The sequence below is a fragment of the Zhenhengia yiwuensis genome (assembly GCF_014384995.1).
Taxonomy (GTDB): domain Bacteria; phylum Bacillota; class Clostridia; order Lachnospirales; family Cellulosilyticaceae; genus Zhenhengia; species Zhenhengia yiwuensis.
Window position 1 is genome coordinate 41,625 of record NZ_JACRSY010000003.1, and the last position, 26,855, is coordinate 68,479.

24 protein-coding genes and 12 tRNA genes are annotated in these 26,855 nt (G+C 36.1%); 27 read left to right on the top strand and 9 right to left on the bottom strand.

Translation table 11 applies throughout. The features are described from left to right. Window positions 1-134: 134 nt before the first annotated feature. The 14 genes from H8718_RS02390 (at window position 135) to H8718_RS02455 (ending at window position 5,038) form a co-directional block, all read left to right on the top strand. The gene (locus H8718_RS02390; protein WP_249331381.1) at window positions 135-2,336 is read left to right on the top strand and encodes an N-acetylmuramoyl-L-alanine amidase family protein; all 2,202 of its coding nucleotides are present in this window, start codon (window positions 135-137) and stop codon (window positions 2,334-2,336) included. Between the two features lie 115 nt (window positions 2,337-2,451). Then, window positions 2,452-2,949, top strand: coding sequence for a GerMN domain-containing protein (locus H8718_RS02395; RefSeq protein WP_249331382.1), 498 nt, complete (start codon window positions 2,452-2,454; stop codon window positions 2,947-2,949). After that, window positions 2,912-3,511, top strand: coding sequence for an XTP/dITP diphosphatase (locus H8718_RS02400; protein ID WP_177670971.1), 600 nt, complete (start codon window positions 2,912-2,914; stop codon window positions 3,509-3,511). The genes H8718_RS02395 and H8718_RS02400 overlap by 38 nt, the downstream gene beginning before the upstream one ends. A gap of 1 nt (window position 3,512) precedes the next feature. Then, a complete protein-coding gene (locus H8718_RS02405; protein ID WP_249331383.1) occupies window positions 3,513-4,025 on the top strand; it encodes a YfcE family phosphodiesterase in 513 nt (170 codons plus the stop codon). Between the two features lie 91 nt (window positions 4,026-4,116). Then, window positions 4,117-4,187 (top strand) — tRNA-Gly (locus H8718_RS02410). A gap of 4 nt (window positions 4,188-4,191) precedes the next feature. Then, a tRNA-Arg gene (locus H8718_RS02415) sits at window positions 4,192-4,265 on the top strand. A gap of 4 nt (window positions 4,266-4,269) precedes the next feature. Next, window positions 4,270-4,343 (top strand) — tRNA-His (locus H8718_RS02420). Between the two features lie 14 nt (window positions 4,344-4,357). Next, window positions 4,358-4,429, top strand: a tRNA-Gln gene (locus H8718_RS02425). A gap of 28 nt (window positions 4,430-4,457) precedes the next feature. Beyond that, window positions 4,458-4,530 (top strand) — tRNA-Lys (locus H8718_RS02430). Window positions 4,531-4,533: 3 nt separating this feature from the next. Continuing rightward, window positions 4,534-4,614 (top strand) — tRNA-Leu (locus H8718_RS02435). A gap of 39 nt (window positions 4,615-4,653) precedes the next feature. Next, a tRNA-Gly gene (locus H8718_RS02440) sits at window positions 4,654-4,724 on the top strand. Window positions 4,725-4,728: 4 nt separating this feature from the next. Next, window positions 4,729-4,802 (top strand) — tRNA-Arg (locus tag H8718_RS02445). Between the two features lie 7 nt (window positions 4,803-4,809). Continuing rightward, window positions 4,810-4,881: transfer RNA gene (locus tag H8718_RS02450), tRNA-Gln, on the top strand. Between the two features lie 85 nt (window positions 4,882-4,966). Next, window positions 4,967-5,038: transfer RNA gene (locus tag H8718_RS02455), tRNA-Gln, on the top strand. A gap of 672 nt (window positions 5,039-5,710) precedes the next feature. Here the strand turns inward: H8718_RS02455 and H8718_RS02460 are convergent. Then, window positions 5,711-6,166, bottom strand: coding sequence for a CYTH domain-containing protein (locus H8718_RS02460; RefSeq protein WP_177671540.1), 456 nt, complete (start codon window positions 6,164-6,166; stop codon window positions 5,711-5,713). Between the two features lie 190 nt (window positions 6,167-6,356). On the opposite strand from H8718_RS02460, the gene H8718_RS02465 reads away from it, so the two are divergent. Further along, on the top strand, window positions 6,357-6,899 hold the full coding sequence (locus H8718_RS02465; RefSeq protein ID WP_249331384.1) for a DJ-1 family glyoxalase III: 543 nt from the start codon (window positions 6,357-6,359) through the stop codon (window positions 6,897-6,899). A gap of 74 nt (window positions 6,900-6,973) precedes the next feature. Here H8718_RS02465 and H8718_RS02470 read toward each other — a convergent pair whose 3' ends face one another. After that, window positions 6,974-7,405 (bottom strand): hypothetical protein, encoded by a 432-nt coding sequence (locus H8718_RS02470; RefSeq protein ID WP_177671538.1) that lies wholly within the window; start codon window positions 7,403-7,405, stop codon window positions 6,974-6,976. A gap of 228 nt (window positions 7,406-7,633) precedes the next feature. Here H8718_RS02470 and tig point away from each other — a divergent pair, with 228 nt between their 5' ends. The 9 genes from tig to H8718_RS02515 all read left to right on the top strand — a co-directional run bounded on the left by tig (window position 7,634) and on the right by H8718_RS02515 (window position 16,215). Next, window positions 7,634-8,932 (top strand): trigger factor, encoded by a 1,299-nt coding sequence (tig, locus tag H8718_RS02475; protein WP_177671537.1) that lies wholly within the window; start codon window positions 7,634-7,636, stop codon window positions 8,930-8,932. A gap of 45 nt (window positions 8,933-8,977) precedes the next feature. Then, window positions 8,978-9,559, top strand: a complete 582-nt coding sequence (gene clpP / locus H8718_RS02480) for an ATP-dependent Clp endopeptidase proteolytic subunit ClpP (RefSeq protein ID WP_177671536.1) — start codon at window positions 8,978-8,980, stop codon at window positions 9,557-9,559. A gap of 17 nt (window positions 9,560-9,576) precedes the next feature. After that, the gene (gene clpX, locus H8718_RS02485; protein WP_249331385.1) at window positions 9,577-10,860 is read left to right on the top strand and encodes an ATP-dependent Clp protease ATP-binding subunit ClpX; all 1,284 of its coding nucleotides are present in this window, start codon (window positions 9,577-9,579) and stop codon (window positions 10,858-10,860) included. A gap of 92 nt (window positions 10,861-10,952) precedes the next feature. Further along, window positions 10,953-12,596, top strand: a complete 1,644-nt coding sequence (gene lonB / locus H8718_RS02490; RefSeq protein WP_177671534.1) for an ATP-dependent protease LonB — start codon at window positions 10,953-10,955, stop codon at window positions 12,594-12,596. A gap of 75 nt (window positions 12,597-12,671) precedes the next feature. Then, window positions 12,672-14,987, top strand: a complete 2,316-nt coding sequence (gene lon / locus H8718_RS02495) for an endopeptidase La (protein WP_249331386.1) — start codon at window positions 12,672-12,674, stop codon at window positions 14,985-14,987. Between the two features lie 9 nt (window positions 14,988-14,996). Beyond that, window positions 14,997-15,605: a ribosome biogenesis GTP-binding protein YihA/YsxC gene (yihA, locus tag H8718_RS02500; RefSeq protein ID WP_249331387.1), complete on the top strand. Its 609-nt coding sequence runs from the start codon at window positions 14,997-14,999 to the stop codon at window positions 15,603-15,605. Window positions 15,606-15,789: 184 nt separating this feature from the next. Further along, window positions 15,790-15,978 (top strand): hypothetical protein, encoded by a 189-nt coding sequence (locus tag H8718_RS02505; protein WP_177671531.1) that lies wholly within the window; start codon window positions 15,790-15,792, stop codon window positions 15,976-15,978. A gap of 81 nt (window positions 15,979-16,059) precedes the next feature. Next, window positions 16,060-16,132 (top strand) — tRNA-Gly (locus H8718_RS02510). Between the two features lie 8 nt (window positions 16,133-16,140). Continuing rightward, window positions 16,141-16,215: transfer RNA gene (locus tag H8718_RS02515), tRNA-Pro, on the top strand. Between the two features lie 86 nt (window positions 16,216-16,301). On the opposite strand, the gene H8718_RS02520 is transcribed toward H8718_RS02515, so the two are convergent. The 3 genes from H8718_RS02520 to H8718_RS02530 all read right to left on the bottom strand — a co-directional run bounded on the left by H8718_RS02520 (window position 16,302) and on the right by H8718_RS02530 (window position 18,308). After that, window positions 16,302-16,826, bottom strand: coding sequence for a DUF4364 family protein (locus H8718_RS02520; RefSeq protein WP_177671530.1), 525 nt, complete (start codon window positions 16,824-16,826; stop codon window positions 16,302-16,304). 65 nt (window positions 16,827-16,891) lie between these two features. Then, entirely contained in the window at window positions 16,892-17,806 is a 915-nt protein-coding gene (locus tag H8718_RS02525; RefSeq protein WP_177671529.1) for a TIGR01212 family radical SAM protein, read from the bottom strand. Between the two features lie 67 nt (window positions 17,807-17,873). Continuing rightward, the gene (locus tag H8718_RS02530; RefSeq protein WP_177671528.1) at window positions 17,874-18,308 is read right to left on the bottom strand and encodes a hypothetical protein; all 435 of its coding nucleotides are present in this window, start codon (window positions 18,306-18,308) and stop codon (window positions 17,874-17,876) included. A gap of 153 nt (window positions 18,309-18,461) precedes the next feature. On the opposite strand from H8718_RS02530, the gene H8718_RS02535 reads away from it, so the two are divergent. Beyond that, a complete protein-coding gene (locus tag H8718_RS02535; protein ID WP_177671527.1) occupies window positions 18,462-19,166 on the top strand; it encodes a winged helix-turn-helix domain-containing protein in 705 nt (234 codons plus the stop codon). Window positions 19,167-19,169: 3 nt separating this feature from the next. Beyond that, a complete protein-coding gene (locus tag H8718_RS02540; protein ID WP_249331388.1) occupies window positions 19,170-20,561 on the top strand; it encodes a HAMP domain-containing sensor histidine kinase in 1,392 nt (463 codons plus the stop codon). Window positions 20,562-20,628: 67 nt separating this feature from the next. Here the strand turns inward: H8718_RS02540 and H8718_RS02545 are convergent, their stop codons facing one another. The 3 genes from H8718_RS02545 to H8718_RS02555 form a co-directional block, all read right to left on the bottom strand. Continuing rightward, window positions 20,629-21,795 (bottom strand): THUMP domain-containing class I SAM-dependent RNA methyltransferase, encoded by a 1,167-nt coding sequence (locus tag H8718_RS02545; RefSeq protein WP_249331389.1) that lies wholly within the window; start codon window positions 21,793-21,795, stop codon window positions 20,629-20,631. A gap of 118 nt (window positions 21,796-21,913) precedes the next feature. Further along, window positions 21,914-23,170 carry a diaminopimelate decarboxylase gene (lysA, locus tag H8718_RS02550; protein ID WP_249331390.1) on the bottom strand — a complete coding sequence of 419 codons (1,257 nt, stop codon included), beginning with the start codon at window positions 23,168-23,170 and terminating at the stop codon, window positions 21,914-21,916. Window positions 23,171-23,180: 10 nt separating this feature from the next. Further along, window positions 23,181-23,867, bottom strand: coding sequence for a TrmB family transcriptional regulator (locus H8718_RS02555; RefSeq protein ID WP_177671523.1), 687 nt, complete (start codon window positions 23,865-23,867; stop codon window positions 23,181-23,183). Window positions 23,868-23,973: 106 nt separating this feature from the next. On the opposite strand from H8718_RS02555, the gene H8718_RS02560 reads away from it, so the two are divergent. Beyond that, a complete protein-coding gene (locus tag H8718_RS02560; RefSeq protein ID WP_177671522.1) occupies window positions 23,974-25,296 on the top strand; it encodes a replication-associated recombination protein A in 1,323 nt (440 codons plus the stop codon). Here the strand turns inward: H8718_RS02560 and spoVB are convergent. Beyond that, window positions 25,289-26,812, bottom strand: a complete 1,524-nt coding sequence (spoVB, locus tag H8718_RS02565; protein WP_177671521.1) for a stage V sporulation protein B — start codon at window positions 26,810-26,812, stop codon at window positions 25,289-25,291. The two genes, H8718_RS02560 and spoVB, sit on opposite strands and share 8 nt — an antisense overlap. Window positions 26,813-26,855: the final 43 nt, after the last annotated feature.

The following is a 26,855-nucleotide window of genomic DNA, read 5'->3' on the forward strand; positions in this document are numbered from 1 at the left end:
ATCACTAAAGAAAATTAAATATATTAGCAAATATTACAAGTTTGTTAAGAAACATAAGGAATTAAAATGCCTCTTAAATATTTTGTTATAATATGGATATACATTAAGCAAAATATGACATTTAGGAGGAATTTATGCGCAAAACTACAAAGAAGTTATTAGTAAGTACATGCATAGCTTTAATGAGCGTTAATCCAATATATGCGTACTCTATGGAACTTGTCTATGATGGGAAAAAGCATGACTATACACTAGCGCCTATTACTTTATATGTAAATGGAGAAGTAGTAGAAACAAAAATTATGCCACCTGTACAAATTGATAGCCGTGTACTTGTACCTGCAAGAGAAGTCTTTGAACCATTGGGGGCAGCTGTAGAATGGAAAAGTTATGAAAAGAAAATTTATGTGAGCTATAAAGACTCACTTATGATTTTAGAGCCAGATAAGCAAGAAGTCTGGTTAGATGGAAATACTGTAACATTAGATGTACCAGCTAAGATTATTAATGACAAAATTATGGTGCCACTACGTTTTATAGGGGAAAATATAGGATTAGGGGTAGAATGGAAGGGCGAAGATCGTTCCGTACATATTACAGAAGGGGAATCAACACCTGACGTGCCAACTCCAGAGCCACTTCCGGAAGAGAAACCAGAAGAGCTACCAGATGTAGAAGAAAAACCAGAGGAAAAACCAGATATTGAAGATGTGCCAGAATCTAATCCAATACCAGTTTTACCAAGTGAAGAAAATAAGTTAGAAAATGTGTTAAATGGTATTTTAAAATTCTATCAAGGGGATAGCATAAGTTTAATGGTAGATAGCTCTATGCAAAATTTCAATATGACAACAGTAGATGGTGTTACAGTATTGCCAGGACGTATAGATGCAACAGCTCTTATTGAAGCAAGTACACCTATTACAGATATTGAGGTAAGTAAGTATAATGGCAAGCTCGTTATTGATATTAAAAACAGTAAAAATAGATTAAGTTCTACCATTACAGTACCAAATAATACTTTTATTAAACAAATTCGTACAAGTCAATTTGCATCAGATACAACTCGTGTTGTATTTGACCTAAAGTCAGGAGCAGAGGCCTTTGTATCATTAGGTGAAGATAGACGTGAAATAGTTGTTCAGTTTACACAAGAAGAATTATCTGCTTTAGCTTTAGGAGAAGATTACAAGGGTGAATATGTGGCTATTGAAGGAATTACACCGGACCAAATGTATGTAGAAGAAGATAAAGATAATAATGAAATTATTATTACGCTCTTCAATACAACTATTTCTGAAATGGTAGAGTGGAACCGTATAAGAGGTACTTATATTGATGCAATCACTACAAGAGAGTCGGGTAATGATAGTGAGATTGTGATTAGAGTACAAGAAGATATGAAATTTATGCATACGACAGAGAATGTAAATGGGAATACACTTGTACGTTTTGGCAAGCCGCTCTTTGAATTTATGGAGTATAATGGGACGTTTGGCAATACTATTAAACTGGAAATGCCATCAGGTTTCTCATTAGCAGATATTACTGTAACAGATGTATATAGAGATAAGACCATTCTTGTGGACCTTGGAGATGATTACTCAGATGTCTTTAGTAATGGAACCATGACAATTGGTGATGGTATTGTAGAATCGATTACCGTAGAAAATGGTGTGACAACACGTCTTAAAATTAAAGAGCAAATTGTGCGTGCTGTAAATGTAAATGAAAGTAATGGAAGTCTTATTATTGAGCTTGTAAAGCCAAGAGAAAAATATGATAAGATTCTTGTGCTGGATGCAGGTCATGGTGCCCATGATAGTGGATCAAGTGGAAATGGTGTTGTAGAAAAAGAAGTAAACTTAAGACAAACACTTGCTATAGCAGATTATTTAAATACCCATTCAGATATTAAAATCTATCTAACAAGAGAAGAAGATACTTATCCAAGTCTTACTGGCAGAACAGATTTAGCTAATGAAATTGAGGCAGATATATTTGTAAGCGTACATAACAATTCACATAATGCAGTAAGTAAGGGAACAGAAGTACTTTACTACCCAAGTACAACAGATATAAGAAGTAAACAAATGGCTCAAATTGCCCAAGATTATATTGTTAAAGAATGCGGCACCTATAATAGAGGGATTAAGGCAAGACCAGAACTAGTTGTTCTCAATACAAGTAAGATGCCAGCTATTTTACTTGAAGGGGCTTTTATTTCAAATCCTACAGAAGCAGCTTTATTAAAATCATCTGTATTTACGCAGAATTATGCAAGAGCAGTAGGTGATGCTATTATCGAAATGTTTGAAACTATGTCATTTAGATAAAAATTATAAATAAAAAGTAGTAAGTGTGGAGACTTACTACTTTTTTTGTTGAACAGATTTTCTTGCCAAGCCTCCTAAATGAAAATACAATAAAAGAAAGGGGGATTGGTAAAAAATGTTAAAAGCTCTAAGTGTGTCTTTTGTAATGTTATGCGTAGCTATAGGCGGTTTAAATGTACCTAGTTATACAGTCAATGTTGAGTTAGAGAATAAGGAAGAAGCTTTTGATAAGATTTTAGAGCAGGGGCTAGAAGAAAAACTTAGAGAGATAGAAGAAGCATTAAACTACTCTTCACAAATTAAAATTTTAGACTTAAAATATGAAGAGAATGTCTTAACAATAGATTTATCACAAGAACTTACAGCGTATAAGGGTGGCAATGCTGCAGAAGCTTATGTAGCTTATACACTACTTGACTGGGGATTTCAAAGAACAAATGCAGATTACATAACACTTCTAATTGAAGGAGAGATGAATCAGTTCCCAGAAGGAGGAGTGTATACACTTTATATGAGAGAGGACTATGAGACATTTATTTTACCAAAACTATCAGAACAAGATGAGGGTACTATTGATGAAAAAAATAATATTTGCAACACAGAATCAAGGTAAAGTAAAAGAAATTAAAAAAATATTAGAAGGTATGCCAGTAGAAGTTCTTACAATGGATGAGGCTGGAATTGATATAGAGATTGAAGAGAACGGAAAAACTTTTGAAGAAAATGCAGTCATTAAGGCAGAGGCCTTAAAAGTTTATACAGATGCTATTATTTTAGCTGATGATTCAGGACTTGAAATTGACTGTTTAAATAAAGAACCAGGCGTATATTCTGCTAGATATTTAGGGAAAGATACACCATATGAAGTAAAGAATCAAATTATCTTAGATAGGTTAAAAGACGTAGAGCAAGAGAATCGTACGGCTAGATTCGTATGTGCTATTGCAGCAGCAGGTAAAGATATGGAAACTATGACTACACTTGGGACTATAGAAGGCTATATTGGTCATGAGGCAAGAGGTGCAAATGGCTTTGGTTACGATCCTATTTTCTATGTGGAAGGGACTAGTATATCTACAGCAGAACTTACACCAGATGAGAAAAATGCTATCAGTCACCGTGCTAAAGCTTTAAATGCTATGAAAGAAAAGTTAAAAGAAATAATAGGTGAATGAGATGAAAGTACTCGTTATCAGTGATACACATGGTCGTACAAGCCATGTGTGTCAACTTATTGAACGTCTTAAAATGCATGGTCTTACTCATATTATTCATTGTGGAGACTGTATAGAAGATGCTAAATATATAGAGCATCTGTATCCAGAACTTGTTATGTATAAAGTAGCTGGTAATTGCGATGGTTATGGGGCAGGAGGTACTATCTTAGAATATATAGATGATGTACCTATTATGATTACTCATGGACATAGGCAACATGTAAAAGAAAGCTACGAAGAGATGTGGATTGATGCTATAGCACATGAAGCTAAGCTTGCTGTGTTTGGGCATACGCACATTGCTTACTTAGAGCGTAAAGATGACATTATTTTGTTAAACCCTGGAAGTATGACACTACCTAAGGATGAAAACCTTCCATCCTTTGCAATTATCGAGATTAAAAAGGGTGAAATTGTAGATATAGGATTGATGCAAACCCTTGGGAATGGAGAGATTCATAGGAAATTATAAAAAAATGTAAAAAAGGTGTTGACGTATGGAAGGAATTTATATATAATACATTTTGTCGGTTGAGGCCGACACATTAAAATCCAAAAGTTACGCGGGTGTAGTTCAATGGTAGAACACCAGCCTTCCAAGCTGGCCACGTGGGTTCGATTCCCATCACCCGCTCTGTGTATCCATAGCTCAGCTGGATAGAGCAACGCCCTTCTAAGGCGTGGGTCCGGGGTTCGAATCCCTGTGGATACGTATGGTGGGGATAGCTCAGTTGGTTAGAGCGCCAGATTGTGGCTCTGGAGGCCGTGGGTTCGAATCCCATTCTCCACCCTGGGTTTTAATGTAGGGTTATCGCCAAGCGGTAAGGCACAGGATTTTGATTCCTGCATTCGGAGGTTCGAATCCTCCTAGCCCTGTTGCCTATATGGCAAAACAACTTAACATGGGTCACTAGCTCAGTTGGTAGAGCACTTGACTTTTAATCAAGTGGTCCGGAGTTCGAGCCTCCGGTGGCTCATATGCGGGTGTGGCGGAATTGGCAGACGCACTAGACTTAGGATCTAGCGCCATTGGCGTGGGGGTTCGACTCCCTTCACCCGCATCTTTTAAATAATATATCGAATGTACATACTTACTATGTGCGGGTGTAGTTCAATGGTAGAACACCAGCCTTCCAAGCTGGCCACGTGGGTTCGATTCCCATCACCCGCTTTGTGTATCCATAGCTCAGCTGGATAGAGCAACGCCCTTCTAAGGCGTGGGTCCGGGGTTCGAATCCCTGTGGATACGCTTATAAAGGGTTATCGCCAAGCGGTAAGGCACAGGATTTTGATTCCTGCATTCGGAGGTTCGAATCCTCCTAGCCCTGTAAAAAATGGCTACTTAGGTAGTCGATTTTTTTGCTCTCTTGAATTATCAGAAAGTTTATGTTAAACTTAAAAAGTAAATAATATTGGGTTATCGCCAAGCGGTAAGGCACAGGATTCTGACTCCTGCATCCGAAGGTTCGAATCCTTCTAGCCCAGTTTGTATAAGAAAGAGAGGTTCTCGTTAGTAGAACCTCTCTTTCTTATTTTGTTTATTTATCTAAAAAGCTGATCTAAAGAAACTGTCCCCCTTTTAAATGACAGTTCTATAAATCGGCTTTTAAAGGTGGTAGAGTATGATTGTTTGGAATGTAAACTTTAAAGTATGAAGCAATGCTATAAGCGGGGAAGTAAGGCGGGAAGAGCATAAGCTACTATAGGTGAAAGGGATGGCAGTTCCATATATCACGGCAAGGGGCTTAGGCTGGTAACGACTTATTTGGTCTGCGTCTAGTATGACATCTATACGATGGGTTTACAGTAAAACAATCTTATAAGAATGAACCTGTATTAGAAAGCTACCACTCTTTCAGTTACAGTTTTTTTAGAAGAGCTTATATAAAGGAGAAGGGGGAACCTTATCATAAACTTTTCTAAGATTGTAAAAAACATAACAGCCTAGGATATGTTTTGTCCTTTACAATTATATATATACGGATGAGGGGCTTAAATGCGTCAAAAATTTTATTGAAAATAAGAATTTATATTTAATGCATAAAAACAGAGACAAGTATTGTATGTTTTGAATAGCGATTTAGAATATAGAAATAAAGATAAAAAGGAGTACTATATACCTGGTAACAGACTTACAGTACTCCTTTATGGAATGATTTATGTTGTGGGCATTCCATAAACAGAAAGATGATTATTTTTATAACGGTTGTCATGAGTAATATCTTCACCGAACCAACTAGGTGGGATGAAATTTGCTGCCTCCACAGGTGAATCAAACTCTACTTCTACAGTAAGAAGCCCATCAAGGTGACCTTGGTATACATCGAGTTCAGCAGTCAAGTTATGATCTAGTGAGATAAAATAACGTGTTTTTTCCACAGGGGAATTTTCTACTTTTGGCCAGAGTGCATCACATTGTTCTTTTGTGATACTAAGCTCAAATTCTTCTCGTATCATATGTCCTTGAGATTTTAAGCATACACAATAAGTATCACCCATTTGGCGTACTCTAATGACAGGATCTGTGGAAATATAGCCTTGCACAATTCTTTTGTGAGGATAAATGTTAAGGTCAGGGAGTTCTTTTACTAAAAATTTACGTTCTATTTCCATGACAGCTACCTCCTAGAATAATAATTACTTATATTGTACCATAAATGGGACTAAGAAATATAGATTAAAAAATAGCTAGATTTGATTAGAGAATTATAGTATTTTATACTACACATAAAGTTGTACTAATATTAAAAATATGCTAATATAAGGACTAGAAAATGACTTATAGAATTAGGAGAGTGACAGCATGAAAGTTGTAGTATTCTTTGCAACAGGTTATGAGGAAGTAGAGGCTTTAAGTGTAGTTGATGTTTTAAGAAGAGGCGGCGTAGAAGTTATTATGGCTGGTGTAGACGGCGAAGAAGTAACAAGTGCACGTAATATTACAGTGAAAATGGATCAAAAAGCAGAAGAAGTTAACTATGATGAAGTAGGTATGATAGTATTACCAGGCGGTCTTCCTGGAGTAGATAATTTATTTGCAAGTGAATTTGTAAAATCAAAAGTACTTGAATTTAAAGCGGCTGATAAATGGGTTGCAGCCATCTGTGCTGGACCTAGTGTACTTGGTAAGTTTGGTGTATTAGAGGGTGAAAAAGCAACTTGCTATCCAAACTTTGAACAATTCTTATACGGTGCAACACATGTTGAAGATCGTACTGTAGTAAGTAATAAAATTGTGACAGGTAAAGGTGCAGGTGCATCTTTTGAATTCGCACTTAAACTCTTAGAAGTAATTTCAGGAGAGGAAAAAGAAAATCAAATCAAACAAAGCATGTTAATTATCTAATGCAAATGATAAAAGAGCTGCTATAGCACTAAATATTTAGTGCTATAGCAGCTCTTTTATGTAAAAATTAAAATTTATCTTACCTCGTTATTTACAATAAAAACAGAGGTATAGATGTTGTTAAATACATCCATAACCTCCTGTGAAGATACAGAAGATTTATCAAGTGTATCAAATGCAGCTTGTACTTTATGAATATTGATTTCATAAATATCAGCCAGGATTTCAGGAGTATATTGGTCTACTTGAGCATATTTCCATTGTCTTTGAATGAGTCTACAGATATAACTTGAAGAATGCATAACGATCGTGAAAAAGTCTACGAGAGTAATAGAGGGAATACTATGCTTGGTCATAATACTTAAAACTTCTTGCACGGGCATACCTAGAACAAGGGCAACCTCTACATGGTTATATGGAGCTTCATTTGTTTTAAGGAATAAATCTATTCCTATTAGCTTTGGGGAAATATTTTGCATATAGATCTGTTTAAAGCTAATATCCATAAAGGCTATCCTTTCTAATTTCCATACAAAACATCACATGAGTTGATTATAAAACAATTTAAAGATACATACTATATGTAATACTTGGAACTTGAGTGCTTTCAGTTTATAATGAAGAATAGAAGTAGCTTTTTTGCATCTTTTATGCTATAATTATGGAATGTTAATTTATAATGCAATATTTATGCTTAAACCTAACGAATATTTAATCCAAGGAGGATCACTTTCATGAATACAGAAGTAAAAGCATTAGAAAATAGTATCGTATCTCTTACTGTAGAGGTAGGTGCTGATGTAGTAGCAGCAGCAGTAACAAAAGCTTACAATGAAATGAAAAAAGATTTCAATATGCCAGGTTTCCGTAAAGGTAAAGTACCTAAAGCTATGATTGAAAAAATGTATGGTCAAGAAGTATTCTTCAACAAAGCTGCAGATATCATCATTGATGAAACTTTAGCAAAAGCTGTAGAAGAAAACAAAATCGATATGGCAGCACGTCTTCGTCAAGGAGATATTGAAGTTACTGAAATGTCAAAAGATGGTATGAAATATATTGCAAATATCACAGTTAAACCAGAAGTTGAACTTGGTGAATATAAAAACCTCCAAGTTGAAGTAGCAGCTGCTGAAGTAAGCGATGAAGAAGTAGATATGGAAATCGCTAAAGAAGCTGAGAAAAATGCTCGTGAAATCACAGTAACAGACCGTGCTGTAGAACCACAAGATAAAACAATCATCGACTTCGAAGGATTCGTTGATGGTGAAGCATTTGAAGGAGGTAAAGGAACAGATTACCCACTTGTAATCGGTTCAAAATCATTCATCGAAGGTTTTGAAGATCAATTAATCGGTAAAAACATTGGTGAAGAAGTAGAAGTAAACGTTACATTCCCAGCTGAATACCATGCAGAAAACTTAGCAGGTAAACCAGCTATGTTCAAAGTAACAGTTAAAGAAATCAAAGTTAAAGAACTTCCAGCAATCAACGATGACTTTGCAGCAGACGTTTCAGAATTTGAAACATTAGCTGATTACAAAGCAGATGTTAAAGCTAAACTTGTTGCTCAAAAAGAAGCTAGCCGTAAAGCTGAAATTGAAAACCAATCAATTGAAAAAGCAGTAGAAAATGCTAAAGTAGAAATTCCAGCTAACATGATTGAAGATCAAGTAGATAGAAGTGTTAAAGAATTCGAAATGCGTATGAAACAACAAGGTCTTGAGCTTGCTCAATACTTCCAATTCACAGGTATGAACATGGATGCATTCCGTGAAAACTTCAAAAAAGATGCGCAGTTCCAATTACGCTCAAGAGCAGTACTTGAAAAAGTAGTAGAAGTTGAAAACATCACTATTACAGACGAAGAATTAACAGCAGAAATCGAAAAACTTGCAGCTCGTTACAACATGGATGCTGAAGAACTTAAAAAATCATTCGGTGGCTATGAAAAAGAAATGTTATCTTCAGATCTTAGAGTACAAAAAGCAGCTGAAATCATTACATCAACAGCTAACGTTGTAACAAAATAATTAATGAATTAATTGGGTAAAATAGAAAAGTTGGGAGGGTGAAACATGAGCTTAGTTCCAGTTGTTGTTGAACAAACCAGTAGAGGAGAACGTTCATACGATATTTATTCACGTTTGTTAAAGGATAGAATTATCATCTTAGCGGATGAGGTTAATAAAGTAACAGCCAATCTCGTAGTTGCACAGCTTCTATTTTTAGAGGCGGAGGACCCAGATAAGGATATTATGCTTTATATTAATAGCCCGGGTGGGGTTATTACAGATGGTATGGCTATCTATGATACAATGCAATATATTAAGTGTGATGTATCAACTATTTGTATGGGTATGGCTGCTAGCATGGGATCTTTCTTACTTGCGGGGGGAGCTAAGGGTAAACGCTTTGCTCTTCCACATGCAGAGATTATGATCCATCAACCATTAGGTGGTGCACAAGGTCAGGCAACTGACATTGCCATTCAAGCAGAACATATCATCAAAATTAAAAATAGAATGAACGAAATGCTTGCCCAAAACACAGGGCAACCTCTTGAAAAAATCAAGAATGATGTAGAAAGAGATTATTTTATGACTGCCGAAGAAGCGAAAGCTTATGGCATCATTGATGAAGTAATCACTAGAAAATAATAGAATAGAGGTGGAGCATGCCAAGTAAATTTGATGATACAAAAGGGCTTAGATGTTCCTTTTGTGGGAAAAATCAAGATCAAGTAAGAAGACTTATTGCAGGCCCACAAGTCTATATTTGTGATGAATGTATTGAACTTTGTTCTGAAATTATAGAAGAAGAGTTTGAAGGCGAAGAAGAGAGTGGTAACAGCTTTGATATGCCGACACCTAAAGAAATTAAAGATCATCTTGACCAATATGTTATTGGCCAAGATGATGCTAAAAAAGCTTTAGCGGTAGCTGTATACAATCACTATAAACGCATCAATGCACCATCTCACAAGGATGACGATGTGGAAATACAAAAAAGTAATATTTTACTTTTAGGGCCAACAGGTTCAGGTAAAACATTCCTTGCACAGACACTTGCAAAAATGCTGAATGTACCTTTTGCTATTGCAGATGCGACTGCACTTACTGAAGCAGGTTATGTAGGGGAAGATGTTGAAAATATTTTATTAAAGCTTATTCAAGCTGCAAACTACGATGTAGAGAAAGCTCAAGTAGGTATTATCTATATCGATGAAATTGATAAAATAGCTAGAAAATCTGAAAATCCATCCATTACACGTGATGTAAGTGGTGAAGGTGTACAACAGGCTCTTCTTAAAATATTAGAGGGAACTGTTGCTTCTGTTCCACCACAAGGTGGTAGAAAACATCCACATCAAGAATTTATCCAAATTGATACAACTAATATTTTATTTATTTGCGGTGGAGCATTCGACGGCATAGATAAAATTATTGAAAATCGTGTTGGACATAAAACAATGGGATTTGGGGCAAGTATTGTGAGCAAAAAAGAAAAGACTGTTGGACAGCTTCTTAAATCTTTAGAGCCACAGGACCTTCTTAAATTTGGTCTTATTCCAGAGTTTATCGGTCGTATTCCATCTATTGTATGCTTAGATAGCTTAGATAAGGAAGCACTTAAGCTTATTTTAAGTAAACCTAAGAATGCATTAGTAAAACAATACCAAAAACTCTTTAGCTATGACCACATTGCTCTTGAATTCCAAGAAGAAGCATTAGAAGCAGTTGCAAATCTTGCAATTGAACGTCAAACGGGTGCACGTGGATTACGTGCAATCTTAGAAGATGTTATGCGTAATGTAATGTATGAAGTGCCATCAATGACTTCAGAAGTAAGTAAGGTTATCATTAATAAAGAAACAATCACTGATAAAAAAGATCCAGAGATTGTTTATAAAGATGAAACAAAAAAGAAAAAAAATAAAGCAGATGGTGAATCTGCTTAAGCATAAAAGTATGCAGGGCGTTTAATGTCTTGCATACTTTTTTTGTCTGCTGGCAATAATCTAAAAAATGTTTATTGTAAGGAGGCAACAAAGTGATAGAGGGATTACTAATAGGGGTACAGATATTCTTTTCGTGTGTAATAGGATTGTATTTTTTAATACAACTTCGAAATACAAGGCAGTCTAAAACTAACCTTTTTAACGATTCTCAAGAGAAGTATGAGAAAATGCAAAGAATGAGATATATTAAGCTTACTCAGCCGCTTACAGAGAAAATGAGGCCTAAGAGTGAAGAAGATATTATTGGGCAAGAGGATGGACTTTTAGCACTTAAGACGGCACTATGTAGCCCTAATCCACAGCATATTCTGATTTATGGTAGCCCTGGAGTAGGGAAGACTGCTGCTGCACGTATAGCGCTGGAGATGGCTAAAAAGTGTGAGCTTTCTCCTTTTACCTCCACAAGTAAGTTTGTTGAGATTGATGCCACGACGCTAAGATTTGATGAACGCAGTGTAGCAGACCCACTTATGGGTTCTGTACATGACCCGATTTATCAGGGAGCGGGTGCATATGGTCAGGCTGGTGTACCGCAGCCTAAGCCAGGAGCAGTAACTAAAGCACATGGAGGCGTATTGTTTATTGATGAAATTGGAGAGCTTCATCAGGTGCAGATGAATAAACTTCTTAAGGTTTTAGAAGATCGTAAAGTTTATTTAGAAAGTGCATATTATAGCTCAAGTGATGAGCATACACCACCTTATATACATGATGTTTTTAGAAATGGACTGCCTGCAGATTTTAGGCTTATAGGAGCCACTACACGCTCACGTGAAGAGATACCACCTGCGCTTAGATCAAGGTGTGTAGAAATCTTCTTTAAAGATTTAGATGAAGAAGCTATTATGAAGATTGTAGAGCGTGTTATAGACAGGGAGAAGCTGTCTATCGAATCCGATGCGAAGGAGATGATTCCGGATTATGCAGCTAATGGGCGTGAAGCTGTAAGTATTTTACAAACTGCTTATAATAAGATGCTTTATGATAAACAAAGTAATATTAAGAAAGCAGACATTGAATGGATTGTAAAGTCTGGTAGATACAGCAAAGCACTTCACAAAAAACTAAATACAGGCTATTATATAGGTAAGGTCAATGGACTAGGTGTTATGAGTACATCAGCAGGTATGGTGTTAGAAGTTCAAGCGGTAGCCAAGAAAGTAGCCTCAGGTAAGGGGCATATTAATATTACAGGGGTTATTGAAGAAGAAGAACTTACTATGCAGCATAGTAAAGCAAAACGTAAGAGTATGGCTTATAGCTCACTAGAAAATGTACTAACCTTAATGAAAACACAATATCAAATAGACTATGAAGATTATTATATACATGTCAATTTCCCATCAGGTATTCCTGTTGATGGCCCATCAGCAGGTATTGCTATGTTTAGTGCGCTATATTCTGCACTATTTAATGAACCTGTTCCAGGTAATATTGCTATGACAGGAGAGGTTACTATACATGGGGAAGTCTATCCTGTAGGGGGAGTCAGTGAGAAAATTCTTGCTGCTAAGAAGGCGGGAGCTAAGGCGGTTATTATTCCAAAAGAGAATATGCAAGGTACTTTTGCAGAGTTAGGGATAGAGATTATCCCAGCCCAAACTGTTAAAGAAGTGGTAAGTTATCTTTGGGATATACCTATTACGCAGAAAGCTGAAAATATATTGCATGCATAATTCAAATAGGAGTGGCTTTACTTAAGGAGTCTATAAGTAGAGCGCTCCTTATTTATAGAGAGAAAGGACAAAAGTATGACACAAGAGAGAAAACATATACCTTTAATTCCTTTAAGGGGACTTACAGTCTTTCCAAATATGATTATTCATTTTGATGTGGGAAGAGATAAATCATTAAAAGCTATTGAAGCGGCCATGGTAAAAGATGAGTATGTTTTACTGGTGACTCAGAAAAATACAATGCAGGAAAATCCAAACCATGAAGAAATTTATGATATTGGTACTATTGTAAAGATTAAACAGATTGTTAAACAAAAACCACCTATAATTAAAGTATTGGTGGAGGGGATTAAAAGAGCGAGAGTACTTGAAGTAGCAAATGGGCAGTACCTTGAAGCTTACATAGAGGAAATTGAAGAAAAAGAAGCAGAAGATACACCTGAAACAGAGGCGCTGATGCGTAGCGTAGGAGAGCTTTTTGAACGTTATGCAGGTCTTAATACGAAACTCTCTATGGAAATGGTGTATAGTATTTTAGGAGCAAGTTCACCACTTGAAATTATGGATCTTATTGTAGCAAACATCCCTTTAGAAGTTACACGTAAACAAGAAATTTTAGAGTGTTTAGAGCCTGCTCAGCGTATGTATAAAGTGCTTGAAGTATTAGAGTCTGAAGTAGAGATTTTAGAACTACAAAAAGAGATTCAAGGCAAAGTAAAAGATAATATTGACCAACTTCAAAAAGAATACTACTTAAGAGAACAGCTTAAAGTTATTCAAGAAGAACTGGGGGAAAAGGATGGTGTAAAAGCTGATGTTGAGCAGTATCGTGCTAAAATGGAAGAGCTTGAACTAAGCGAAGAAGTAAAAGATAAACTTGAAAAAGAAATTGGTCGTCTTTTAAAAGTGCCAAGTAGTTCTCCTGAAAGTGGTATGATTAGAAGTTATATTGAAAGTCTTTTAGCATTACCATGGAGCCATGTTACAGAAGAAAATATAGAGCTTGATCATGCAGAAACTGTACTTGAAAGAGATCACTATGGATTAGAAGAAGTTAAAGAGCGTATTTTAGATTTCTTATCTGTAAGAAAGTTTACTGAAGCTATAGGTGCACCTATTTTGTGCTTAGTAGGCCCCCCAGGTGTAGGTAAAACTTCTATTGCACGTTCTATAGCAGAAGCTACAGGTAGAAACTATGTCCGTATATCATTAGGTGGTGTACGAGATGAAGCAGAAATAAGAGGGCACCGTAGAACTTATGTAGGAGCTATGCCAGGGCGTTTTGCAAATGCTCTTAGTGAGGCAGGCTCTAGCAATCCCCTTATGCTCTTAGATGAAGTGGATAAGATGATGAGTGACTTTAGAGGTGACCCTGCTGCAGCTTTATTAGAAGTATTAGATAGTGCTCAAAATCATAGCTTTAGAGACCACTATCTTGAAGTGCCTTTAGATTTAAGTAAGGTACTCTTTGTAGCAACAGCAAATACTTTATCCACTATTCCAAGGCCACTTCTTGACCGTATGGAAATTATTGAAGTGAATAGTTACACACCAATTGAGAAGATAGAGATTGCTGATCGTTATCTTGTACCAAAAGAAATGAAAAAGCATGGTTTAAATAAGAAAAGTTTTAAAATGTCAAAAGATGCTATTAATTATGTCATTGAGCATTATACAAGAGAAGCTGGTGTTAGAAACTTAGAAAGACAAATTGGCACACTGTGTCGTAAAGCAACACGCGAGATGCTTCGTGAAAACAAAAAGTCTGTGACTATTAACACTAAAAAAGTGCAAAACTATTTAGGAGCAGAAAGAGTAACTTATAAAGAAAAAAATGCGAAGCCTCAAGTGGGAGTTGTACGTGGACTTGCATGGACGGCTGTAGGTGGAGATACACTTTCTATTGAAGTGAATGTAATGGATGGAAAAGGTATTTTTGAACTTACAGGCAATATGGGTAACGTAATGAAAGAGTCTGCTAAAGCGGCTATGAGTTATATCAGATCAAAAGCACCTGCTCTTGGGCTTTCTAAAGATTTTTATAAACAGATAGATATTCACATTCATATTCCAGAAGGTGCAGTACCTAAAGATGGACCATCAGCAGGTATTACAATGGCTACAGCTATTATTTCAGCGCTTACAAATAAAAAAGTACGTAATGATATTGCTATGACAGGTGAGATTACAATTAGAGGAAGGGTACTTGCTATTGGCGGACTAAAAGAGAAGATTCTAGCGGCTAAACGTGCAGGTATTTTTGAAGTAATTGTCCCAAAAGAAAATGAGAAAAATATACAGGAAATTAGCAGCGATGTTTTAGACGATGTTACAGTAATCTATGCTGAGACAATGGATGATGTACTGAAACACGTTTTTGCAGAGCGCTAGGAGGAAAAAATGAACGTAACAAAAGCAGAACTGATTATTACAGCCGGAAATAAAAATCAATTCCCAGAGATGACAATGCCAGAAGTGGCTTTTGCAGGGAAGTCAAATGTTGGTAAGTCTTCACTGATTAATTGTCTTGTAAATCGTAAGGCACTTGCAAGAACAAGTTCACAACCAGGCAAAACCCAAACGATTAATTTTTATGGAGTTCAAGATAGACTTCGATTTGTTGACCTTCCAGGATATGGTTATGCCAAAGTTTCTAAAACTGAGCGTGAAAAATGGGGTAAGCTTATTGAAGGATATCTTACACATAGAGAAACCTTAAATGATGTCATTTTACTTATTGATATTCGCCATGAAGTAGGTAGCAATGATAAGATGATGTATGATTGGGTAGCACATTATTACAATAGAGTTATTGTTGTAGCAACTAAAGCAGATAAGATCAATCGTAGTCAAATTCAAAAGCACGTAGCTATGATTAAAAAAGGTCTTAATCTAAGACCACAAGATATGATTATTCCATTCTCAGCTGTTACGAAACAAGGGAAAGAGGAGATTTGGAGTGTACTTGATAAAGTGGTAGAAGACTTTGAACAAGGAGAAGAAATTTAAAATTAAGCTTTAGAGAAACTTATATGGAATAAGCAACAGGGGTGTTTGTGAAAAAGAATTTTTGCAAAGCTCCTGTTTTCTTATATTCTAGGAAAGTGTACATTTCTACAATATAAAGAGGTAAGAGTAGATGTTGAAGTAAGGATTCCTAAATGGTATAATATGGATATAAGGGGGAGGAGTTATGAGAGAGTATTTTAAAACCTATTATTTAAAAAATGGACGGTTAGATCTATCTTTATTAGAAGATCACCAAGAAGAAGTAGTACAAGAAGTGAGGCAAGCTAGAATTCCTAAAATTTATATAGACGATAAGATTAGCAGTATATTAGAAGAGATGGGAAACTGTTTTCTAGAAGAGGAAAAAATTTGATAAAAGGGCTTGACTTGAGTAAGAGGATATGATAATATAATTCTTGTCAGATGGATGACACAAGTCAAATAAATGTGATATGCGCGAGTGGCTCAGTTGGTAGAGCATCTCCTTGCCAAGGAGAGGGTCGCGGGTTCGAGTCCCGTCTCGCGCTCTTATTTTCGGGGTGTGGCTCAGTTTGGCTAGAGCGCCTGATTTGGGTTCAGGAGGCCGCAGGTTCGAGTCCTGTCACCCCGATGATACAAAAGTCTAGATTGTAAAATCTAGACTTTTTCTTTTTCTAATGAAATAAAAGCTGCCAAAGAGTTTATTTTTGGCAGCTTTTATTTTGAAATAATTTGTAAGAGTTCACTATAGATTTTATCTGAGTTATTTTTCCAGTTTTCACATAGTTCAATAGCCTGTTTCTTAGAAGCTACATTTATAGATAAATCAATGAGTACAGAATCATGTTCTGTGACTTTACAGTGAACAATATATTCGTGTTCTTTAGATGGAATATACTCTGCAAATACATCACGCTGAGTGCGTAATTGACGCCAATTACTTGCAATAAATGTATCAAGTTCCACACGAATAGAACTTGGAATACGTGTTGCAAAGAATTCTAACGTTTGGAGTCCTTTGTCTGAAATGTCGAAGCAAGAAGCGTTGTTTTCAGTAGACTTGATAATAAGTCCAGAAGCTACGAGCTCATTAAGAGACTGTTGCATGGAAAAATAATCTGTATAGCCTCTTTCTAAAACAATTTGCGTGATTTGGGAAAGTGTAAGAGGCATTTTCACTTCAGATAGAAGATAAAGGACAGTTAATTTATTAATAGTAAAATCATCATTTGTATTAAGCATAGGCCACCTCCTCACGCTTTTTAATATATATTGTATATTAAAGTGAAAAAAAATACAATATGTGTTTATAGACATCCTTGGTAGATATTATTTTCTTTAAGGTATTTATGAATATGATTAAGGACTAATGTCTTACGTGTTGTCCATAAAGGTGCAATAAGATGTTTTTTATCTCCATCTCCTGTAAGGCGATGAATGACAAAATCAGAAGGTAATATTTTTAGGATTTCACCAATAAGTACTACATATTCATCCTCAGTAAGTAGATCAAAAGGTTCTTTTAGATAGAGCTTACCAAGAGGTGCGTTGTCTACAATGTGAAGCATATGCAGTTTGACACCTTGGAGGGGCAGTTTAGCCATATATCTAGCTGTTTCAAGCTGATCTTCTATAGTTTCGCCAGGAAGGCCTATAATCATATGAGCCACTACTTCAATACCTTTGGCATGGAGTTTATGAACGGCCTCATCAAAGCAGGCTAAATCATGACCACGATTAATAAAAGCACTTGTATGTGCGTGAATAGTCTGAAGTCCGAGTTCTATCCATAAATGTGTACGTGTATTAAGTTCTGCAAGATAGTCTATAATTTCATCAGATAAGCAGTCTGGACGAGTTGCAATGGCAATTCCAACAACATTAGGAAAGTTTAAGGCTTCTTCATATTTGGCTTTAAGAACCGATAAAGGTGCATATGTATTGGAATAAGACTGAAAGTAAGCCATATACTTATTCACATTAGGCCATTTATTAGAAAGGAGCGTAATACTATCTTTCATTTGCTCAGTAATAGAAGGGGCCATATGACTTGTGAAATCGCCACTTCCACGACTACTACAAAAAATGCAACCTCCTTTTGCAACTTTGCCATCTCTATTAGGGCATGTAAAGCCACCGTCTAAAGAAAGTTTTATGACTTTACCACCATGACGTTCTTGTAAAAATTCATTTAAGCTATAAAATCTTCTTAGCTTGGACATTAGAAAATCCTTTCTTGGGTTATAATAAAAAACAAGGCTATGCCTTGTTTTTTATTATAACCATTATTTAATATGTGGCAAGGGTCATTTCTTCTTTATGTGATCTAATTTCTTCACAAGTAGCTAGAATAGAATTCCATTGTGAGTCTGTAGTTGTAGTGCGTGCTAGGTTGATAAAATCTTGGCGTAGCTTTGTAGTAAAGTCTTTTTTTATTTCTACAATCTCTTCGTCGTTTTTAGCATGAGACATGGCTGTTAAAAAAGCTGCTGCACGTTCTGAGGATACAAAGGGCAAGTAAGGTTGTAGATAGTCTAATTCATTTTGAAGAGCACTATATTGCTCCTTAAACGGATTGTGCTCTACATTTTCCATATAGTCATATAAAGATTCTAGGTTAAAGAAGCGTATATTCTTTAAAGCGCTATAGTCAAAATTGGCTAAAATGGAGCGAAAGTTTTCAAGGTGTTCGGTCAATTCTTGTTTAGTCAATAGCTTGGCCATAAATAATCCCCCTTAATATAGAAAAAAATATAAAAATAACTTGTGCTGTACACCTTATTATATCCAAAGTTACGAAAAAGGTTCTGGTAAATTTACTTATACTCATTTTGCGATTATAATAAAATGGAAACAAAAATGAACGGAGGGATGAAAATGGCTAAATATGCAGTTTTAATTATTGATGATGAAGAGCATATTTTAGAGCTTATGGAGTATAATCTTTCAACCAACGGCTTTAAAGTATTTACTGCAACTTGTATTAAAGAAGCCGATGAAATTTTAAAAAATGAAAAAATTGATTTAGTGCTGCTAGATATTATGCTACCGGATTTAGATGGTATGAGTGCCTTAAAGAAATACAGGCAAGATGCCCATACTAAAAATATTCCGATTATCATGGTGACGGCAAAAGCAGAAGAAATTGATAAAATCATCGGTCTTGAGTTAGGTGCAGATGACTACATCACCAAGCCTTTTAGTGTAAGAGAAGTCGTAGCAAGAATTAATGCTGTAATTAGAAGAAATGGTAGAGCTGGGCAGTCAGCAGAAGAAGTAGCAGAAGAGTATGCACATAAAGGTCTAAGGCTTGATATAGAAAGTCATAGTGTTTGCTACCAAGAGCAAGTCATTGAGCTGACCTTTAAGGAGTTTGAAATTCTAAAGCTTCTTATGAAAAACAAAGGTCGTGTTATGACAAGGGAAGTACTCTTAGACCGTATATGGGGTTATGAGTATGTAGGTGAAACACGTACAGTAGATGTACATATTAGGTACTTAAGGTCAAAGCTCAGTCAATATGGCTTAGAGGAATGCATTGAGACAGTACGTGGTGTAGGCTACCGTTTTGAGAAGGAGTAAACCATGAGAAAGACCATTATGGGACCTGCATTAGTTGTTTTATGGGGGATGGCTATAGCTTATATGAGCATGGGATATATGATGCTTGAAAAATTAGCTGTTCATAATAAGGCAAGTCAGACTGTTATTACTCAGCTTGAGATTGATATGATTTATAAAAGTACAGGTATTGCTCTCATTGCTACTTTTATTCTTTATATCTTTATAGGTAAGACAACTCGTACTATTACAGAACCTATTAAAAAGCTTACAGAAGAAGCTAAGGCTTTTGCAAGAGGAGAATACATTCATAATGTAAAAAATTATGAAGTGGAAGAAGTGCAAACTTTAGCACAAGCGTTTGATGATATGGGTGAAAAGCTTTACCGAACGATTAGAAAGCTACAATATCAGAAAACAAAAGCAGAAACAATACTAAATGATTTAGATGAAGCCATCATCATTTTAGATGAGGAAGGCTACATTACGGAGGTTAATGCCAGTGTACAAGGCATTTTAAAAGTTGAAGATATTAAACGTTACCATATTGGTACTGTATTAAGAGATACTAAAATACGTCAGATGATAGAGGTTGCCTTGAAACAGAAACAGTATAACTCCTGTGAAATTTTAAGAGATGAAAAGATTTTACACTTTCGTATAGCTCCGATTAGTAAAGGTGATAAGCATTATGGCTTTATTATTTCAGTAAGAGATATTACACAGACAAGACAGCTTGAAGAACTACGTTATCAATTTGTAAGTAATGTAACCCATGAACTTAAGACACCGCTTACAAGTATACAAGGCTTTGTAGAGACGTTAAAAGATGGTGCTATTGATAATAGAGATATAGCCCTTAGGTTTTTAGATATTATAGATATTGAAGCTAAAAGACTTTATCGCTTAATACAGGATATTTTATTGCTCTCGGAAATTGAAAATATGGAAAATAATTATGGCATGCGTATAGAACTTACACCTATTATAGAAGAGGTGATCGCAATACTTCAGCAAGAGGCAGATAAGAAACAAATAGAAATTATTTTTAATCATACACATGATATTGTGTTTGAGCATGCCAGTGCAGATTATATGAAACAGGTTATGATGAATATGCTTAGTAATGCTCTCAAATATACAGATACAGGTACTGTAACTATTACTACAGAGTGTAGAAATGATGAGTACGTGATCTCTATTCAAGATACAGGAATAGGCATGCCTAAAGAAAGCTTAGGGCGTATTTTTGAAAGGTTTTATAGGGTAGATAAGAGCCGGTCTAGAAAAAGTGGAGGAACAGGCTTAGGGTTATCTATCGTAAAGCATATTGTAGAACTTTACAAAGGGACTATAAAGGTAGAAAGTACAGAGCATGTAGGGACAACCTTTACCATTACCTTTAAAAAGAATTAGAAATATAAAAAGCTGTAGTCAAAGAAACTTTTGACTACAGCTTTTTATATTAAATTCTTTAAGGCATTTATTCTACTGCCTTGAAGTTTTCGCCGCCTTTTGGTGGGCGTGGTCCAAAGTATTGATAGAACTGAACTGGGATACGTCCATTGAAGAGTTTACGTTTTTTGTTAGCTTTCTTGCCGAAGTCACGTTCAAATTCAGGAGCTGAAGTCACAGAGTAGAAAGACCAAGTTTCGTTGCTATCAATAAGGGTACGTAAATCTTTATGAAGACGAGGAAGTTCTTTTATATCACTAATACGCTCTCCGTATGGTGGATTACAGATGACAACGCCATAATCCCCATGAGGAAGAGAAGTTTTATGAATTGGTTTAGCAAAGAACTGAATATACTCGCCTACCCCAGCTGCTTCTGCATTCTCACGTGCTGATAAAATAGCATTACGATTAATATCAGAAGCATAAATGATAGGGCTTCCTTTTTGATCTATCTGTTCGCGTGCTTCCTCACGAAGCTCTTGCCAAAGTTTACGAGGCACTTGAGGCCATGCACAAGAAGCGAATGAGCGGTTAAGTCCTGGAGCGATATTTTTAGCCATCATAGCAGCTTCAATAGCAAAGGTACCACTACCACAGCATGGATCATAAAGGATACGGCCTTTTTGCCAGTAGCTAATTTGTAAAAGTGCAGCAGCAAGTGTTTCTTTAATAGGTGCTTCTACATTACTTACACGGTAGCCACGTTTATGAAGGCCCTCACTACCTGTTGTATCAATAGTAAGTGTAGCAATATCTTTAAGAAGAGAAACTTGTACAGTATAGGCTGGACCAGTTTCTTCGAACCATTCAATGCCATACACTTTTTGAAGGCGTGTAACGATGGCTTTTTTTACAATAGCCTGACAGTCAGAAATACTGAATAAAGCAGACTTAACAGATTTACCGTTTACAGTGAATTTAGCATCTTTTGTAATCCATTCTTCCCATGGAAGAGCAGCAACTTCATTAAAGAGTGTTTCAAAAGTTTTAGCTTCAAATTCACCCATTTTAAGGAGTACACGATCGGCACTGCGTAGCCATAAGTTAGAAAGAACGATGGCTTCAATATCTCCTGTATAAGTGATTTTGCCATCAGCAACTTCATTTATTTCATAGCCAAGTTCTTCAACTTCATGTCTAACGACAGATTCAATGCCAAAAGTTGAAGTGGCAATAAGGTCAAAAGTTTTCATAAAAATCTCCTTTTATAGGTTTTTAACATAGGTATTGTACTATAAGTTATAAGAATTGTATAGGAGAAGAGCGCTATGCAAATGGAAAAGCGTAGCTATTTATAAGCTACGCTTTTATTTAGACAAGCATATTGCGAATAAGGTCTTCAAAGGTTTCGCGTTTGCGAATGAGCCTAATAGCACCTGTAGACTCAATAAGTACTTCGGCGCAACGTGGACGTTGGTTATAAGAAGAAGACATGCAAAAACCATATGCACCTGAATCCATTATACCTATTAAATCGCCTATATGTGGTGTAGGAAGCACGCGATCTTTAGCAAGAATATCACCACTTTCACAAATATTACCTACTACAGTAAATGGTGTAAGTGTATGAGAAGGAAGTGAGTCTTGGCTGTAAAGTTCGATATCATGATGGGAGCCGTACATAATAGGGCGCTGAAGAACGTTGAACCCAATATCTGTACCCATATAATGTATACCACCGTTAGATTTTAGACTTGTAACAGTACCTAGAACGATACCACTCTCACAAGGAATGTAGCGCCCAGGTTCAATTTGAAATTGAATTTTTTTGCCATAATCAGTGGCAAAAGAATGAAGGACTTCATCGAGTTTCGTACCAAGTGCTTGCATGTCAAGTCTTGCTTCGCCCTCTTGCTTATGATAAGGAATACCAAAACCACCACCTAAGTCAATAAATTCAAGGCTATCAAATTGTTTTGCAAATTCTAAAATGAAGCTTGTACTTTGAATATAAGGTTCAGCATTCATAAATAAAGAGCCAATGTGTTGATTAATACCAATAAGAGTTAAGTTATATTTTTCTAGGAGTAGATTAACTTTATCAATATCCTCTGGATTAACACCGAATTTAGTCTTTTTACCTGCTGTTACAACTTTTTCATGATGGCCTGCACCAATACCTGGATTGAAACGGATTGCTACTTTGCCACCAGGATTAAGTGTACCGTACATTTCAAGTTGAGAAAGTGAATCCACACTTGTTAAAATACCTCTTTCTATAGCATAACGCATGTCACAAGGTGTAGCATTGTTTGGAATATAAAAGAGTTCTTCAGGTGTAAATCCGCTTTCAAGTGCAAGGTAAATTTCTCCTGGACTCATAACATCAGCATGAAGGCCTTCTTCGTGTACAATTTTAAGTAAGTGGATGTTGGTATTAGACTTAATAGAGTAATGAGGAACAAAGTTCTCATACGTAACTAAATTTTTGATTTCTCTGCAGCGTGTACGTAAAATCTCTTCATTATAGACATAAAGAGGTGAGCCGTATTCCGTTATTAAGTCGAATGGGTCATTTCCTTTGAAAAAAGATGTGTTTTCTGTATAAATTCCGTGTAATGTGTACATAGTACCCCTCCTATTGATTCATAAGCCTGATCATTTCTAATTCTGTAATTAAGGATTCGCGCATAAGGCGTACAAGTGATTGATTACTTGTAAAAAGGCACTGAGATGCTTCATTTGTTAAATCCCCTGTAATCACACAAGCAGTATCCACAATCATATGAAAGCCTATTGGAGCTTTGCTTCTTGTGTGAATAAATGCCTCCCCTATTATTAAATGTGAATCGGAGATAATGGTGACTTTTTTTGTTGTACTAATATCAGATAAAATGTCTTTAAATGTTTCAAGAATCTCAGATGTGCTTAAAATATAAAGATGAGATTTGCAGCTTAAAAGCGTATTTCTAATTTTATTTACAACATTATCATAGCCTTTAATTGTAATATAAGGATCTGAGTTTTTATAGCTTTCTGGATAATGAGTATTTAAAGTTTGATAAACTTCGTCAAAATCCCTCTTAGCAGATAAAAGTAGATCTTCCTTAGAAACTGCAATATATTTGTTAGGTTCTTCGTCTAATAGATAGCATTTTCCTTTATCTTGCAAACTGTACAGCGAGGCATAGACATTAGAACGAGATATGCCACATAACTTGGCTACTTCATAGCCCGTAAGGGCACCGTGTTTGCAAAGAGTTGTATAAAGTGTTGCTTCGATAGGGGTTAAACCTAGTTTTATAAGTGCTTCTTCAAAATGCATGGTATCACCTTTAGTAGTTTTGTTTAGAACTACTATAAAATAAAGTTTTAGAAAAGTCAATAATGTTTATGGTATAATAGAATTTTGAAAGAGAAGAGGTGTGCAAATGGATTTATTTGATTATATAAACGAAAGTAAAAAAAATATAGATTCTCCTCTAGCATCACGCATGAGGCCTACAAAGCTTGAAGATATCGCGGGACAAGAGCATATTTTATCACCAGGGAAACTGCTTTATCGTGCTATTAAGGCAGACAAGCTTCAATCTTTAATTTTTTATGGGCCTCCAGGAACAGGGAAGACAACTATTGCTAAAGTTATTGCCAATACCACTAAGGCAAGCTTTACTGTGCTTAATGCCACAACAAGTGGTAAGCAAGATATTACAGATGCAGTGAAAGAGGCTAAAATTCATCAAGCTATGACGGGAAACAAAACTATTATTTTTGTAGACGAGATTCATAGATTTAATAAAGCTCAGCAAGATGCACTCCTTCCTTATACAGAAGATGGCACCATTATTTTAATTGGGGCAACTACAGAAAATCCTTATTTTGAAGTGAATAGGGCTCTTATCTCTAGGTCGCTTATTTTTGAACTTAGACCCTTAGATGAAAAGGCTATAAGGAAGATTATAAAAGATGCAGTAGAAAGTAAGGAAAGAGGTTTAGGCGCCTATCAGTGCAAGGTAACTGAGGAAGCATTAGACTTTATCGCTTTAAGAAGCGGAGGAGATGCAAGAAGTGCATTAAATGCTATAGAGTTAGCAGCTATGACCACTGAAAGATCTGAAGATGGACTTATTCATATAGATGTATCTGTTATGGAAGAGTGTATGCAAAAGCGTATGCTGAATTATGATAAAAAAGGGGATAACCATTATGATGTCATCTCGGCTTTTATTAAAAGTATGAGGGGGAGCGACAAAGATGCAACCCTACACTACTTAGCGCGTATGATAGAAGCAGGAGAGGATCCTAAATTTATTGCACGTCGTATTACGATTTGTGCAAGTGAAGATGTAGGAAATGCAGATCCTATGGCTTTAATTGTAGCAACCAATGCTATGCTAGCGGCTGAACGTATTGGGATGCCTGAATCACGTATAATTTTAGCGCAAGCCGCAGTATATGTGGCTTGCGCTCCAAAGAGTAATGCTTGTTATTTAGGGATTGATGCGGCGATTAATGATGTAAGACATAAGGATATTGGAATGGTACCCCTTCATCTTAAAGATGCTCATTATAGTGGAGCTAAAGATTTAGGAAGAGGCATAGAGTATCGTTATCCTCATGATTATCCGCATCATTATGTACAACAGGATTACTTGCCAGAGGCACTTCGTGGAACAGTGTATTGCCATCTTACAGAAGAAGGCTATGAACATAAGCAGAAAGTAAGGTTAACAGAACGAGGTGTTTCTATATAAACTGTTTAACATCCTCTTTGGTAATAGATTTAAAGAGGAATAAGAATACAAGATAGAAGACGCCTAGGGCAAATATTGCAATAAGTGTAGCTGCTCTTAAAGAGAATATATTCATTAAATAGTGTGTATGGATATATTTCATAATAATGGAGCCAGATACAGCTGCAAAGGTAGGCTTAATGATCCAGCTTAGAATATCTACAGATAAATTAATATGTCTAAGTGCATGCCACATATGGTAGCAGGTTACAAGACTAGACTGTATCAGCATAGCAATGACAAAGCCGACTATACCAAATTTAGGAACGAGTATGACAATAAGCATAATACAGATGACAGAGGCAATACTATTTCCTTTAAAGGTTAATTTTTGAAGACCTAGGCCATTGAGCATGCCTGTTAGAATATCTCTTAGATAAACAAAAGGACATATAATGGCTAAGTATCTAAGCAGTTGTCCGACTTCACTACGTCCGTAGCATGCTATGGCAATCTCGTTACCAAGTGTCATAAAGAGTGCACAGGCGCCTATACCAATAACAGCAGAATATTGAATAGACTTACTTACTGTTTTATGAAGGACACGCGTATTTTTCATAGCAACAGACTCTGAAATAGAAGGGACTAAAGCAGTAGAAATAGCCATTGTAACCATAGAAGGAAAAAAGAGTAGAGGCAGGGCCATACCACTGAACATACCATACATGCCAAGGGCATCACTAGAAGACATACCATATTTTTGAAGCTCAATAGGAATTAAGATATTTTCAAGTGAGCTTAAAGCAGAAGTTAGAAATCGATTAGCTGTAATAGGGAGAGAAATAGTAATTAGTGTACCAAGCATGCTGTGGTAAGAGATGGTGGCTTTAGTACGTGGTAAATGATGCTTTTTAATCTGAAGCATGATAAAAGTAAATAAAGCTGAACAAAATTCACCCGCACATAAGCCTAATGCACCCAGTGCACAGGCATATTCAATACCTTTTGGAATAAATAGGCTGGAAAATAGGAAGATAATAGTCATACGTGCAATTTGCTCAATAACTTGGGCAAGGCCAGAGACTGCCATTTCTTGCCTACCTTGGAAGTAGCCGCGGATACAGCAAGCAGTAGCCATAAAAGGAACACAGACACATAAATACTTGAGGGCAAGTTCAGTGCGAGGTTCTTTGATATAGCTGTTCGCTACCCATGGAGCCATAATAAAAATAAAAATAGACATAATAGAAGCAAGTCCAACAGAAATAATGAGGGCAGACTTTAGCGTGCGTATGCCATCAGCATGTTTGCCTCTTGCTGTATGCTCAGCAACCTTTTTTGAGACAGCAAGAGAAATTCCGGCAGAAGAAATAGACCAAATCAACATGTAAATCGGAAAAACGAGTTGATAGAGACCAACACCCTCGGCGCCCATAATATTGGACATATAAATTCTAAAAATAAAACCAAGGATTTTGGTCACAAAGCTTGTTAAAGTGAGAACAATGGTTCCAGTAATCAGTGCTTTTTTACCCATGAAATGCCTCCTCTATATAAAATACATAACTAGTACAATTTAT